This is a genomic window from Arthrobacter sp. NPDC055585, assembly GCF_053619115.1.
Map to the genome: position 1 here is coordinate 1 of NZ_JBSHIT010000013.1, position 12886 is coordinate 12886.

Here is a 12886-nt window from a genome sequence, read left to right on the forward strand (position 1 = left end):
ATCATGGGTGACTGGGGGCAAAAACCATGCCGGAACCGACCGGCCAACACACCCATATCCTGCATCAGGAACGGGCTACGAAAAAGGTAACGGGGGGGGAAGTCCGGGAAGCGCATCAGCGCTCTGCATGGCAGCTGGAACCAGAGTGGCAACACCCAGCCCGGTCAACGAGCCGGTCGCCCGCAAGTCTGCCGGCGAACTGGGCACCGACAAGCGCTACGAAACCGATCCCTGCGACTGAAACGCGCCGAGGCTGTTCGCCAGATACAGGGCGGCCCAGGAGCTCCCGGCGTCTTCCACCAGTGTCCCGGCCATGGCGACCAGCACCAGGGCAGCCAGGATCCCGTATCGGTGCAGCGGAGCCGGAGTGGTGGCAATTTTCCCCGCCGCTGACTCCGCTTCAGCGGCTTCGGCGCCCCGCGGTTCGCTGCCGGGAAGCAGGAACGGGTAGCAGGCCGCCGCCAGCAGTGTGAAAAGAGCCCCGGAAACTGCCAGATGGAGTGTCAGGGGGATCCTGAGGGCGGCTGCCGCAGTTCCCATCAGCCCACCCAGTACGGCACCGATGCTCCAGACAGCGTGGAACGAGTTAATAATTGACCGCCGGTAGAGTCGCTGCACCCGCAGTCCGTGTGAGTTCTGTGCGACCCGCGGTCAGTCCGGCAAGCAGGGCGCCCAGTGGAAATGCCGCGACAGCCAACCCGAACTGGGCGTTGGCCAGCCCCAGGTGGTCAACAATGGCAGGGTAGCGGGGAACCAGATTTGCGAAGACGGCCCCGTTGCTCAGGAAGAGGACGGCGACGGCGCCGCGGGCTCTCCGTGCCCGGGCCGAAGGAGGTGCCGGAGCGGGTGCAAGGGATTCATCGGGACGTCACCACTCTCTGAAGGGCCTCACGGACCAGGTTTTCGGGCAGGGGTTGGAGCGAGAGTGTGCTGTGCATGGACAGCCCTTCGATCATGGTGTCCAGCATTACGGTTGTTCTGTCGTCAAAGTGCCGTGCCAGGGCTGCACGGCTCCGGGCCATCCAGCGGTCGGTGATCTTCCGCAGCTCGGGTCGGCGGGCGGCCATCAGATAAAGCTCGTAGGATGGCAGCATTGTGCCGGGGGTTCCGAGCATTCCCAGGATGTAGCCGGTGATGACGTCAAGGGCCTCAGTCGGAGATGCCGCGGCACCAAGATCCTCCGCATACCTGGCGGCCGTGCGTTCTGCCAGGCGCGTGAATGCGGCAGTCAGCAGGTCATCCAGGGACTTGAAGTGGTAAGTGGCCGAACCCACCGGCACATCCGCGGCCGCTGCGATCTTCCGGTGCGTTGTTGCGCCGGCGCCGTGCTGGGCAATGACCTCCAGGGTCGTATCGATAAGACGGTCCCGGCGGTCCGGATCGAAGCGGCGGGTGGATGGACCGCCCGCGGCCGGGCTGCCTGAGCTTGTCATGGGGATTCCTTGCGGAGAGGGGTGAGGACCGTCCCACTATTACCGCCGTTATGTACAAATGTACATAACGGCTCTTTGGCTCCGCCGGCCGTCCTGCAGCGGCATTGGAACAGGAGCAGGGCAGGCACAGTCTGTGCCTGCCCCGTTCCTGTTCCGGGCGTATTCCCATCGTGTTCCGTTTCCGCGGAACACGATGCCGGTTATTCCATCTTGAGCTTGTCCTGCACTGCCCCGGAGACCTTCTCCACCGTGTTCGGCAGTTCGGTGGTGCCGTAGAACCGTGAATCCGGATGGGTGGGCGGCGGCATGGGGGCCGAGGTGGTGGGGCCGTCATGGTAGGTGAACTCTCCCAGACCGTCCGGAGTTGGGCCCGAGGCCCAGGTGCCCTCCGCCGCGGCCGCGCCGTCGGAGAAGTTCAGGTACTGGTAGGAGACCGAGCGTTCCTCCTTCTTGATCGGGAAGTTGCTCGGCACCGGGAGGGTCTCAGCACCTTCCTCCTGCAGTTCACGGGCCGCTGCCAGCCATTGGTTCTGGTGCATGGTGTCCCGCGCCAGAAGGAAGGACAGCATGTCCCGGACTCCGGCGTCGTCGGTCATGTGATAGAGCCTGGCGACCTGCACCCTGCCCTGCATTTCCGCGTTGGCGTTGGCAGTGAAGTCCGCCAGCAGGTTGCCGCTGGCAGTGATGTAGCTGCCCTGCCAGGGATTGCCGTTGCTGTCCACGGGGCGGGCCCCGGCACCTGCGACGATGGCCTGCTGCATGTCCGTGCCGCCGATCACGGCCGCGATTGCCGGATCTGACTGCACGGCGTCATTCGTGATTCCCAGCGGAGCCTTTTCCAGCAGCTGGGCGATCATAGTGGCAAGCATTTCCACGTGGCCGAACTCTTCGGCACCGATGCCGAACAGGAGGTCACGGTATTTGCCGGGGATGTGGGTGTTCCAAGCCTGGAAGCTGTACTGCATAGCCACCGTGATTTCACCGTACTGGCCGCCCAGGACTTCCTGGAGCTTGCGGGCATAGACGGCGTCAGGCTGGTCCGGGGTTGCCTTGAACTGCAGTTCCTGTTTGTGGAAAAACAGTCTGCCTTCTCCAAACCGTTCGGACGATCCACCGTCTGCACGCGCCGGCCTCTCGGTGTGGGCCGGAGGCGGAGGACCCTTGCGTGTAAAAACGTAGCTACTTTCGGCAGCCCTGTGAAGTACTAAGCAAACTTATCTTTTCTGTTTATACTCCTTCGCATGAACGTGCAGAGCGGACAATGCGCGGGCCCGGCGGAACCTGGCGCTACGTACATCCTGCCGCTGAGGCGCAGCAGCGGCAGGGCTGGGGGATCTCCCGCAGTATCTGGCACGCGTGGCCGAATGGGCCGAGGTTTTGGTGGTGGACGGATCCGAACCGAAGGTATTCCAGGCACACACGGCCGAGCTGCCTCCCGGCGTCGTTCATCTGGCGCCCGTGCACAGCTGTCTCAACGGCAAGGTGGCCGGTGTGCTGACCGGGCTGGAAGCAGCCCGGACGGAGCTCTGCGTCATTGCGGACGACGACGTGCGCTACAGCGAAGCGGTGTTCGGCCGGGTTCTGCTCCTGCTGGAGGACGGGGACGTGGTCCGTCCCCAGAACTATTTCTGCGCGCTGCCGTGGCATGCCCGCTGGGACACGGCGCGGAGCCTGCTGAACCGCGCGCTGGGGTCGGATTATCCCGGCACGCTGGGGGGTGCGCAGATCCGTGCTGCTGCGCGCCGGGGGTTACAGCGGCGGCGTCCTGTTCGAGAATCTGGAACTGATCCGCACGGTGCGGGCCGCAGGGGGCGGGAAGTGCGGGCGCCGGCACTGAATGTGGCCCGGCGGCCGTGCAGCGCACGGCATTTCTGGTCCCAGCGTGTGCGCCAGGCCTACGACGACTTCGCGCAGCCGGCGCGGCTCGCAGCCGAACTTGCGCTGCTGCCCGTTCTGATTGGCGGAACCCGCCGCTTCCGGCTGTTGCCTGCAGCGGCTGCCGTTTGTGCCGCCGGCCTGGCCGAAGCGGGCAGGAGGAGAGACGGCGGCGCTGAAGTGTTTCCAGCGACGTCGGCGCTGTGGGCTCCGCTGTGGGTCCTGGAACGTTCGCTGGCAGTCTGGGTGGCGCTTTAGCTCCGTCTCGCCGGGGGCGTTCCGTATGCCGGAGTACGGATCAGGCAGGCCGGGCACTCGGAGCGGGCGCTGAGGAAGAAGCTGCAGTCGGAGTCTGACCGGACTCAGCTATGCCCTCGCCCGTTAGCTCACAGCGCTCGGACCCGGTCCCGCCGCGGATCAGCCCGCGTTCCCTGAATGCCGCGAGCCACCCTCCCATAGGCCAGGAACCCCAGCGGACGTGGAAGAGGTTGGCATTGCGCACGATGTCCGCCAGATGCTGAACGGGCGGATCCTGGGTGGGGTGCCACTGATGGTAGGCGCGGGCCCCGCCCACCCACGCCAGTCCGACGCCGCTGCGTCCGGCGAGGCGGGCAAAGTCCGTATCTTCCCCGCCGTAGCCGGTGTAGTCCTCGCAGAACCCGCCAATCCGCTGCCAGGTCTCCGCGCTCACCGCGAAGGAGAGGGACCAGAACAGGTCCGGATTCCCGTCCGGTATTACGGTGCCGGGCTGGGGTGCCGGCCGGGCCGGATGCGGAGAGTCCAGCAGATGCAGGTTCTGGAGGTCGTACCCGCCCGGGCCGGGAGGATCCAGATAGGTGACCGGGCCGCAGAGCAACCGGCCGGCGCCCTCCGGCCGGGAAGCAGCTTGGACATAACCCCCGGTCAGCCCGGGAGCCGGCAGACAATCCACATCCAGGAAAATGAGCAGCTCGGCTCCCCTGGCCAGTGCGGCGCGGGCACCGGCGTTTCGGGCGCTGGCCAGGGGCAGGTTTCCGCCTCCGGAGTCCGCTTGGATAACGGCTCCTCCCAGCCGGGGGTGGGGAGGGGGGATTGCCGGGTCGTCCATCGCCACCACTATGTAGTCCCCCACAGGTGCCGAGGAGGCAAGGAGGGCCTGCTGCTGGGCGGCAAGATGGGCATGGCGCCCGTGAACCAGCGTGATCAGCGCAGTTCTCACGCGTCTGCTCCCAGGCGCATCCCTGCATCCGAGGCACCGGGCGGCACGGGTGTGGTCCTGATTCCCGCGATCCCGGCAACAACCTCTGCGGCACGGGCGGCTCCGGCGCCGTCGTTCCACGCCGTCCATTTCCGGCCGTCCAGCGTCGCAGCGGACTCGAGTACCTCTGCCCAGTCCCGGCGGTCAAACCCCCGGGACACGATCACGGGAAGGTCCATGGCAGCCAGCGCCCGGCCGGTGGCGGCCTGTTCCTGATGCGGCCGGTCCTGGGGAACAACCACTGCCGGGATGCCTGCGGCGGCGACGTCCGCGAGTGATCCCTGGCCCGCGTGGGTGATCACCAGATCGGCGGCAAGCAGGTGTGGAAGCGGGTCCGGGCTCCGGTTGCCGGGATTCGTCCCGAGAGGAATCCACTGCACGCCGGGTGTCTGGCTCCGCGCACCGGCCAGAGCGGCGTCGTCCATTCCGCCGCCGCCGGCGCCGCCAAGCACCAGCACTCGCGCGATGCGCCCGGGAGCACGGCCGGGCTGCACCGGCAGCCTGGAAATCGCACCGACGGGCTGCAGCCGCTCCAGGACTTCCGCACCGGCGTGCAGCATCTGGCCTGCCGTGGCAGGCCATGCAGCGATCACGGCGTCGGAGACCCCAAAACCCAGCGTGTGTGCACGGTCAGTCCGCACCCCGGGCAAGGCCACGGTCACCACCGGGACGCCGTGGAGGCGGGCCAGCAGTGCGGCCTCAACGGACACATCGGCAACCAGGACTGCAGGGTTGGTTTCCTGGATCCAGGCGGAGAGCTGCGCCATCCGCGCCCGCAGTCCCGGATCACGGGCGGGCACCCAGTGCAGGTGGCCGTTGGCATCTACGTTCCGCGGACCCGGGGAAGCGTTGTCCGGTTCAAGCTGTACCCAGCGGCCGGTCCAGTCCGCCGGACGGGGGAGGGAAGACAGGCCGGTGACGCTGCCGGGCGGAAGGTGGGCGGCGATGGCCTGTGCACGGCGCAGGTGGCCCATGCCGTGATGGTGGATGTAATACCCGATCATGCAGCGGCCATCCGGGAAGTGGTGTCCAGGAGCAGGGCTTCATACTCATCCACCATCCGCTCATGTGAACAGAAGGTCTCTGCCCGGTTCCGGGCTGCGGCGCGGTCCAGGCTGCAGGCGCCGTTCAGGGCGTCGGCCAGGGCGGCGGCATCGTCAGGTTCTGCGAGCCGGCCGCATTCGTCGGTGAGGATCTCAGGGAGGGCACCGCGGCGGAACGCGGCCACCGGTGTACCTGAGGCGAGGGCCTCCGCAGCCACCAGCCCATAGGGCTCGTCCCAGCGGGGCGTGACCAGCGCTGCGCGGGCATTCCCGACGGCGCGGCGCAGCTGCGCGTGGTCCAGATGCCCCAGATACCGGACACTGTCACTGAGGCAGGGCTGCACCTCGGACTGGAAGTAGGCCCGGTCGTATACGGGGCCGGCAAGGTCCAGCGGGATTCCCGCGGCGCGGGCCGCCCGGATCGCCAGATGTGTACCCTTTTCCGGCACGATCCGCCCGAACCAGATCGCTGGTCCGCCGCCCGGGCCGGGCTGCCACGTTCCGGTGTCCACCCCGTTGCGGATGGCTGTGCTGTCCACCAGCGGAGCCCAGGCATCACGGGTGTGCGCGCTGACGGCAATGAAGCGGGTCAGCGGACCACGGACATGGAGGGCGGATTCGAGCCAGCCCACCGGGGGAGTGTGGAGGGTGGTGACCAGCGGCAGCCGGAGCATCCGGGACATGGCGACGGGCAGGTGGTGGATGCTGGTGTTCAGCACGGCGTCATACTTCTCCGCGCCGGATTCGGCCAGATCCAGCATCAGCGAGAGGTACGCGTGGTGCTCGCCCATCCACTGCTCCGGAAGGGCACCGACGTCGCTGCGTGCGGCTTCACTCATCTGGAACGCGGGCACGTCCAGGAACCTGACGCCAAGGTTGGGGTCCGAGCCCGCGGCGGCGAAAAGCGTGACCTCGTGGCCCCGCGCAGTCAGCGCGGAGACCAGGGCATGGGTGTGAGCCTCAAGACCGCCGGCGAAGGGCTCGCTGATGGGGAAGCGTGACGGACCGATGACGCAGAGCCTCATTGCAGGACTCCGCTTCGCTCCAGCAGCCGGGCGTAGATCCCGGCGTGCGCGGCGGCGACGGCGTCGCGCTGCCGGGCGCGGTCTTCCGGGGCCAGCGGTTTTGGAGGTCCCGCACTTCGCGCCGCGCGCACGGCGGCTTTCAGCGAGGCCGCGTCGAGTCCCGCCTCATCATGGGAGTAGCTGAAAACCGGGCCCTGGTCTGCGTAGAACCCGCAGTCCGGGGCTGCCACTGCTGTGCCCAGATCGCGGCAGGCCTCAAGCCAGCCCGAATGTGTGCCGAAGCGGTAGGGCAGCACGGACAGGTCCAAGGCAGCCAGGTATTCCCAGAGCTGCTCGTCGGGCAGGAAATCGTGGATGTGAAGTTCCAGTTCACCGGTACGGGACTCGCGTTCCAGAAACTGTGCCAGCGCGGCGTCGTACCGGGCTCCGTCCGGTTCCAGCACGTCGCAGTGTCCGTTGACCTGGACCACCATTCCGCCGTCCTGGCGGGCCGTTTCCAGCAGGGTTTTGATCACCGGCAGCGGTTCCATGCTCGCGCGCAGGCTTTTGACGTGGACCCCTACCCGGTAGGGGCTTCCGTTCCGCCGCGGGCGGCCTGCGTAGTCCGCCATGGTGTCCAGTTCAACGACGTGCGGGTGCTTGATGACCACTGCTGTGCGGCCCCAGCGGCGCTCGATTTCCGCTGCCGCCCCCTCTGTGAGGGTGATCAGGGCATCAGCGGCCGGGATAAGAACGTTCAGGTGCGCGTTGTGGGCGTCCGGGGATTCATGGTGCGGGTTGCGGAGGTCATGCACGGTGTAGATGAGCGGTTTGGCATGCCGGCGCAGGGCGGTAACGGCCTCCTGCAGGGCAGCCGGCTCCTGGGCGTCGAAGCCGAAATGGATGTGGAACACATCGAATGACCCGGCGTTGGCGTCGATCCAGCCGGCATTCAGCATGACGGGCGGCCACCACTTGCCGGTTGCCGGGTTGTCCGGGGAGTCCGGATCCGGATCGGCCAGGCGCAGAACGGATGGCAGGCCAGGGAGGTCCTGTGCCGGGTCAAGATGGCGGATGTAGACGTGCCCGGACGGAACGCTGGCGACCCGAATGCGGTTTTGTGGCAGCAATCTGGGACCCCTTTTTCGGTTGTGGCATGAGCCCTGGGTGGGGCTGCTGCCGTGCGAGTGGTGTAAATAGTAAGTACCGTTAGTAATCAATAGCATACGAACGCTGAAAGGTGGCAAAGAGCTAAATGGATGCAGTGCAGGACGCCCTGGAAGAACTGCCGGACCGCATCGCCGGGGAAGTTGAACGAGCCGGCCTGATGGTGGCGCTCGCGGAGTCTCTGACCTGCGGAAACCTCACCGGAGCCCTCGGGAAGGGCGGAGATACCGGGGAATGGCTGAGCGGCGGGATCGTCGCCTACCTGACGGAAATCAAACAGACTGTGCTCGGTGTCAGTGAAGGGCCCGTCGTGAGTGCACGCTGCGCAGAGGAAATGGCTGCCGGGGCCGCGAAGCTCTTCAACGCCGACCTGACAATCTCCACTACCGGTGCAGGCGGTCCCGGTCCGCTTGAAGGCAAGCCGGCTGGAACTGTTTTCATCGGCTGGAGCCTGTTTGGCGAGACCGGCTCAGCCGAGTACTCCTTCGACGGGAGCCCGGAAGAAGTACTGGAGAAGACCGAGGCCGCCGCGCTTCGAAAGCTGTACGAACTGGCCCAGAAAGCCTAGGCCCCCTGGGCTGCGCTCCCAACCCGCCGGGGCAGCCGGTTCAGGCGGGCTGCAGCAGCCCTTTTTCCAGCACCAGCTCAACGGAGAGCGTCTTGTAACCCTCGGAATCAAAGAGCACGGTGACGGTCTCGTCCTCATAGCTCATGACCGTTCCCGGACCCCACTCCGAATGGATGACTTCAGACTGCAGGGGAAACGGCTGGGGCGTCTCGGATTCCCTGGGCCCGAGCTCCTCACCTTCAGCTTCCGCGTGCTCGCAGTTGTCACAGTAGCCGCACATGTCCGGGGCGTCTTCACCGAAGTAATTCAGCAGGAAGCGGCGCCGGCATTCACCGGTTTCCGCGTACTGGCGCATCATATCCAGCCGGGATTCTTCGATGTTCCGGCGCTGTTCGGAGAATTCACGTGCAGCCCTAACGGCAGTTTTTGCACCGGCGCCGTGCCGCGCGGAGTAGCCGTCGTCGGAAGCCAGAACGGAACCGGACTGTTCCAGCAGGCCAAGCAGGGCGGAGAATCGGCGCGGGTTCAGGTCCAGTTCCCCGCGCAGCTCGGACGGCTCTGCCGGTTCGCTGCGCTTCTTGATCGCCTTGAAGAGTTTCCCCAGGGCCTCTTCATCGGGAGACTTGGCCGCGAAAAACCGGCGGATACCGAGGTCCTCGGGGCGGTAATGCAGGAAGATTTCGGCCGGTTCGCCGTCGCGCCCTCCGCGGCCGATCTCCTGGTAGTAGCTGTCCACCGAGTCGGGAATATCCGCATGGATGACAAAACGGACATTCGGCTTGTCGATGCCCATGCCAAAGGCCGTCGTTGCAACCACAATGTCCAGTCCATCCTCCAGGAACTGTTCGTGGATCCGCTGCCGGTCCTCATGGCTGCGGCCCGCATGGTACGCATCCGCCCGCAGTCCCGACTCCTGCAGCGCCGTAGCGTACTCCTCGGTTTCCTTCCGGGTGGCCACGTAGACCAGGCCTGGATAAGCGAGCTGCGCCGCCTGCTCAAGCACGGCGCGGCGCTTGTCCTCGGCGTCCTCGTACCGGGCGGCTGACAGATGGAGATTGGGCCGGTCAAACCCCAGCGAAATCTGCAGCGGACTGCGCATGCCCAGCTGTTCGGCGATTTCCGCACGAACCGGAGGTGCCGCAGTCGCCGTCAGTGCCACCACCGGTTTTTCAAGTGCGCGGACCAGCAGGTCCAGCTGCAGGTAGTCGGGCCGGAAGTCGTGGCCCCAGGCGGAGACGCAGTGCGCTTCATCAATGACCAGGAGGGATACGTCCAGCTCCCGCAGCTGCTCCAGCACTTCCTCGCGTGCCACTTGCTCCGGGCCCAGGAAAAGGAACTTGGCCCCGCCGGCCCCGCCGGCCCCGCCGGCCCCGCCGGCGCCGCCGGCGCCGCCGGTCCGGCGGGCGGCGGCCCATGCCTCGTCCCAGTAAGCCTGCGGCTGGGACGAGTTCAGTACGTAGGCGCAGGTGGTCCCGGCGGCCTCATTAATCGCATCCGCCTGGTCACGCTGGAGCGCTATCAGCGGCGAAATGACGACGGCGGTGCCCGGCAGGGTCATGGCCGGTACCTGGTAGACGGCGGACTTCCCTGCCCCGGTGGGCATGACGCAGATGACGTCCCGCCCATTAACGGCCGCTTCCATCGCCTCGAGCTGCCCCGGCCGGAAGTCCTCCCAGCCAAAGACCTCCGAAGCGGTGCGCTGAAGGTCGGCGCGGGACGGTGACATGGGCATTCCTCCTGAAGGATTTTCGCGGATTATCAGCTTACTGATTACCCAGTGCCCGTGTCGCATCGGGAGAAGCGAACCCGCGCAACGTGCCCTACCCGGCAGTGAGCTCCAGTGCTTCGACGGTGCGGGCAACCTGCCGGCGCGCTTCTGCTTTCAGGCCGCGCACCGGCAACGGCAGGCAGTCCTGTCCGGCGAGGCCCAGATGCTCGGCGGCGGCCGCGATGACCCGGAGGCTGCCGTGTTCCGCGAACAGGTTCCAGAGCGGGGACAGCCGTGCCGATTCAGCCGCCGCATCTTCCTGACGGCCTTCCTTCACGGCGCGCATGATCCGCAGGGCGGGCTCCGGCAAGGCGCCGGCCACCACCGAATACCAGGCGTCGCAGCCGGCGCTCAGTGCGTCGGCAGCAGCGCCGTCGCCGGAGATTCCAATGCTCACGTGGTCCGGAATTGCGGCCCGCACGGCGCTGATACGTTCCGGAGCCGCTGCCGCGGACACCGGGGGAATCTTGACTGAGGCAATGCCGGGCAGTTCAGCGATCCTTCCGTAAAGCTCGTTGCTGAAGGCGAAATGCGTTGTGCCGGGGTTGTCGTACAAGATGACCGGTAAATCCGTGGCGTCGGTGACGTCGCGGAAAAGCCCGTACACGTCGTCGTCAGTCAAAGCCTGGTAACTCACCGGAGCCAGGAGGAGGCCTGCTGCTCCGGCGTCTTCCGCGGATCGGAGATTCGCCAGGACCTCGGAGGTCCTCAGGGCGCCGACGCCGACGATCAGCGGTTTCGCTCCGGCATTCGCGGCCGCCAGCTCCACCACGCGCCGGCGCTCTTCCGGGTTGAGATAGGCGTAGGAGCCGGTGGAGCCAAGCACAGCAACCGAATCCACGCCGGATGCAGCCAGCCGCTGTATGAGGCGGACAAAAGCCGGCTCGTCCAGGGAGTCATTCTGCAACGGGGTTAGGGGAAAAGCGCTGAGGCCGGTAAACAATTCAATATCCTTCCGGAGCCCGCAGCGAGTACGTTTCCGCTGCCCGTTAGTATTCGGCTATGTTCCCAGACACTAACCTCTCCGCTGTGGACCGTGTTCTTCATGACGCTGCGGCGCACAGCGGCTTTTCCGGCGCGCTGTGCCTCGTGCGCGGCGGTGAAGTCCTGGCTCAGGGCGCCTGGGGTATGGCATCCCGGCGCTGGGAGGTGCCGGTGGCCCTGGATACCCGGTTCGACGTCGCGTCCGTTACCAAGCTCTTCACTGCGGTGGCCGTGCTGCAGCAGGTCGACGCCGGGACCCTGGCCCTGGATTCCCTGATCAGCAGGTACGTTGATCTGGAAGGCACCCGGATTGCCCCGGAGATCACCATAGGGCAGCTGCTGACCCACACGTCCGGCATCGGGGACGACGCCGATGAAGAAGCCGGCGAATCCTACGAAGACCTGTGGGTGGACAGGCCCACCTACTCGGTCACCAAAACGGCCGATTTCCTGCCGCAGTTTGTGCATAAGGAACCCAACTTTGCCCCCGGCACCGGCTGCCGGTACTGCAACTGCGGCTACGTCCTTGCTGGGCTGGCGCTGGAAGCGGTGGCCGGGAAAAGCTACCGGGATTACGTCCGGGAGCATGTCTTCGCCGCTGCGGGAATGCAGGACTCCGGGTTCTTTTCGATGCAGGAGGCAGCGCCCAATGTAGCCGAAGGCTGGGATCCGGTACGGGATGAGGCCGGGCGCATCACCTCCTGGCGGCAGAATATCTTCAGCTACCCGCCGATCGGCTCTCCCGACGGCGGCGCCCATGCCACGGCGGCGGACCTGGTCCGGTTCCTCGATGCCGTGCGCGCCGGCCGGCTGCTTTCCGCCGAGTCCACGGCGGCGTTCCTGAGCCCGCAGGTCAAGCACTCTGATCTGGACGCTGGCGAGCTGCACTACGGCTACGGGCTGGAGTTCCGGCTTGGTGCATCAGGCGAGGTCCGCTCGTTTTACAAGGACGGAATCAACGCCGGTGCCAGCGCCTTCCTGGGGTACTACCCCGATGCGGACGTCACCCTGGCGCTGGTGTCCAACTCCGAGGACGGCGTGTGGGAGCCACTCAAGGAGATCGCTGCCCTGCTGCAGGCGGGCTGAGCGAGGCGTAGGTCCTGACCTGGTGTGCCTAGTGTGCGCCTTGTTCCTGCGGCCGGCGGGCCGCGTAAACCCGGACGTCCCGGCGCTCTCCGCCGGCCAGTGGATAGTCCCGCCGCATACCTGCGGCTGCATATCCGGCATGTTCAGCGGTGCGGATCGAAGCGGCATTCCATGGCTCGATAAAGAGCTCGATCCGCTGCAGTCCGGGCACTGTCCAGCCAAAGGACGTCAGCGCTGCAAGCGCGTCGGCGGCGAATCTCCTCCCGCGGAACTGCGGAACGACGGCGTAGCCTGCACTCGCGTGCCCCTGCGCGAGATGCTGCAGCCACAGGCCGCAGTGCCCAACCGCCAGGCCGGATAGTTGTTCTTCAATAGTGAAGGAGAACCCCCTGCCTTCGCTGTGCCGCCCCTGCTGGCGCTTCACCCAGGCCAGCGCCTCCTGTTCGCCGGCGTTCAGCGGAAGCGTTCCGGTGTCACAAACATAGGGATCCGTGGCCAGTGCCATAGCCATGCTGGTATCGCTGCTGCTCACCGGGCGCAGCAGCACCCGGCCGAAGCTGGGCGCGTCCGCCGGCCACGGCGGCAGGGGTAAGGCATCTTCTGGCATGGCACCCATTATTGGCCTCCCGCTAGCGCCGCGGCGTGATCCGGGACCGGGCGGCCCGGCGGTAATCTTGAACCGGATCCGACGAACGGCCCCGGCAATCCGCCCCGGCCGCCG

Annotated in this window: 13 protein-coding genes; 3 read left to right on the plus strand and 10 right to left on the minus strand. The window is 66.5% G+C overall.

All coding sequences use genetic code 11. The annotated features are described in order from the left end of the window. Nucleotides 1-216 precede the first annotated feature (216 nt). The 3 genes from ACWGQ2_RS17480 to ACWGQ2_RS17490 form a co-directional block, all read right to left on the minus strand. Complete coding sequence (locus ACWGQ2_RS17480; protein WP_452019512.1) at nucleotides 217-618, minus strand: hypothetical protein; 402 nt, start codon at nucleotides 616-618, stop codon at nucleotides 217-219. 239 nt (nucleotides 619-857) lie between these two features. Next, nucleotides 858-1433 (minus strand): TetR/AcrR family transcriptional regulator, encoded by a 576-nt coding sequence (locus tag ACWGQ2_RS17485; RefSeq protein WP_452019513.1) that lies wholly within the window; start codon nucleotides 1431-1433, stop codon nucleotides 858-860. 200 nt (nucleotides 1434-1633) lie between these two features. Continuing rightward, nucleotides 1634-2515, minus strand: a complete 882-nt coding sequence (locus ACWGQ2_RS17490) for a manganese catalase family protein (protein ID WP_452019564.1) — start codon at nucleotides 2513-2515, stop codon at nucleotides 1634-1636. 274 nt (nucleotides 2516-2789) lie between these two features. Here ACWGQ2_RS17490 and ACWGQ2_RS17495 point away from each other — a divergent pair, with 274 nt between their 5' ends. Next, nucleotides 2790-3566: a glycosyltransferase gene (locus tag ACWGQ2_RS17495; protein ID WP_452019514.1), complete on the plus strand. Its 777-nt coding sequence runs from the start codon at nucleotides 2790-2792 to the stop codon at nucleotides 3564-3566. Between the two features lie 40 nt (nucleotides 3567-3606). Here the strand turns inward: ACWGQ2_RS17495 and ACWGQ2_RS17500 are convergent, their stop codons facing one another. Genes ACWGQ2_RS17500 through ACWGQ2_RS17515 form a run of 4 tightly spaced genes read right to left on the minus strand, consistent with a single transcriptional unit; the run spans nucleotide 3607 to nucleotide 7722 of the window. Then, nucleotides 3607-4506, minus strand: a complete 900-nt coding sequence (locus ACWGQ2_RS17500; RefSeq protein ID WP_452019515.1) for a glycosyltransferase family 2 protein — start codon at nucleotides 4504-4506, stop codon at nucleotides 3607-3609. Then, nucleotides 4503-5549 (minus strand): glycosyltransferase, encoded by a 1047-nt coding sequence (locus tag ACWGQ2_RS17505; protein WP_452019516.1) that lies wholly within the window; start codon nucleotides 5547-5549, stop codon nucleotides 4503-4505. The genes ACWGQ2_RS17500 and ACWGQ2_RS17505 overlap by 4 nt, the downstream gene beginning before the upstream one ends. Beyond that, nucleotides 5546-6613, minus strand: coding sequence for a glycosyltransferase (locus tag ACWGQ2_RS17510; protein ID WP_452019517.1), 1068 nt, complete (start codon nucleotides 6611-6613; stop codon nucleotides 5546-5548). The genes ACWGQ2_RS17505 and ACWGQ2_RS17510 overlap by 4 nt, the downstream gene beginning before the upstream one ends. Continuing rightward, nucleotides 6610-7722 (minus strand): glycosyltransferase, encoded by a 1113-nt coding sequence (locus ACWGQ2_RS17515; protein WP_452019518.1) that lies wholly within the window; start codon nucleotides 7720-7722, stop codon nucleotides 6610-6612. Before ACWGQ2_RS17515 ends, ACWGQ2_RS17510 begins: the two co-directional genes overlap by 4 nt. A 125-nt stretch (nucleotides 7723-7847) precedes the next feature. On the opposite strand from ACWGQ2_RS17515, the gene ACWGQ2_RS17520 reads away from it, so the two are divergent. Then, nucleotides 7848-8327 carry a CinA family protein gene (locus ACWGQ2_RS17520; RefSeq protein WP_452019519.1) on the plus strand — a complete coding sequence of 160 codons (480 nt, stop codon included), beginning with the start codon at nucleotides 7848-7850 and terminating at the stop codon, nucleotides 8325-8327. A 40-nt stretch (nucleotides 8328-8367) separates the two neighbouring features. On the opposite strand, the gene ACWGQ2_RS17525 is transcribed toward ACWGQ2_RS17520, so the two are convergent. Beyond that, nucleotides 8368-10053, minus strand: coding sequence for a RecQ family ATP-dependent DNA helicase (locus tag ACWGQ2_RS17525; protein ID WP_452019520.1), 1686 nt, complete (start codon nucleotides 10051-10053; stop codon nucleotides 8368-8370). 94 nt (nucleotides 10054-10147) lie between these two features. Beyond that, nucleotides 10148-11038: a dihydrodipicolinate synthase family protein gene (locus ACWGQ2_RS17530; protein ID WP_452019521.1), complete on the minus strand. Its 891-nt coding sequence runs from the start codon at nucleotides 11036-11038 to the stop codon at nucleotides 10148-10150. 59 nt (nucleotides 11039-11097) lie between these two features. Here ACWGQ2_RS17530 and ACWGQ2_RS17535 point away from each other — a divergent pair, with 59 nt between their 5' ends. Next, on the plus strand, nucleotides 11098-12165 hold the full coding sequence (locus tag ACWGQ2_RS17535) for a serine hydrolase domain-containing protein (RefSeq protein ID WP_452019522.1): 1068 nt from the start codon (nucleotides 11098-11100) through the stop codon (nucleotides 12163-12165). A 28-nt stretch (nucleotides 12166-12193) separates the two neighbouring features. On the opposite strand, the gene ACWGQ2_RS17540 is transcribed toward ACWGQ2_RS17535, so the two are convergent. Continuing rightward, entirely contained in the window at nucleotides 12194-12772 is a 579-nt protein-coding gene (locus tag ACWGQ2_RS17540) for a GNAT family N-acetyltransferase (protein WP_452019523.1), read from the minus strand. Nucleotides 12773-12886 lie beyond the last annotated feature (114 nt).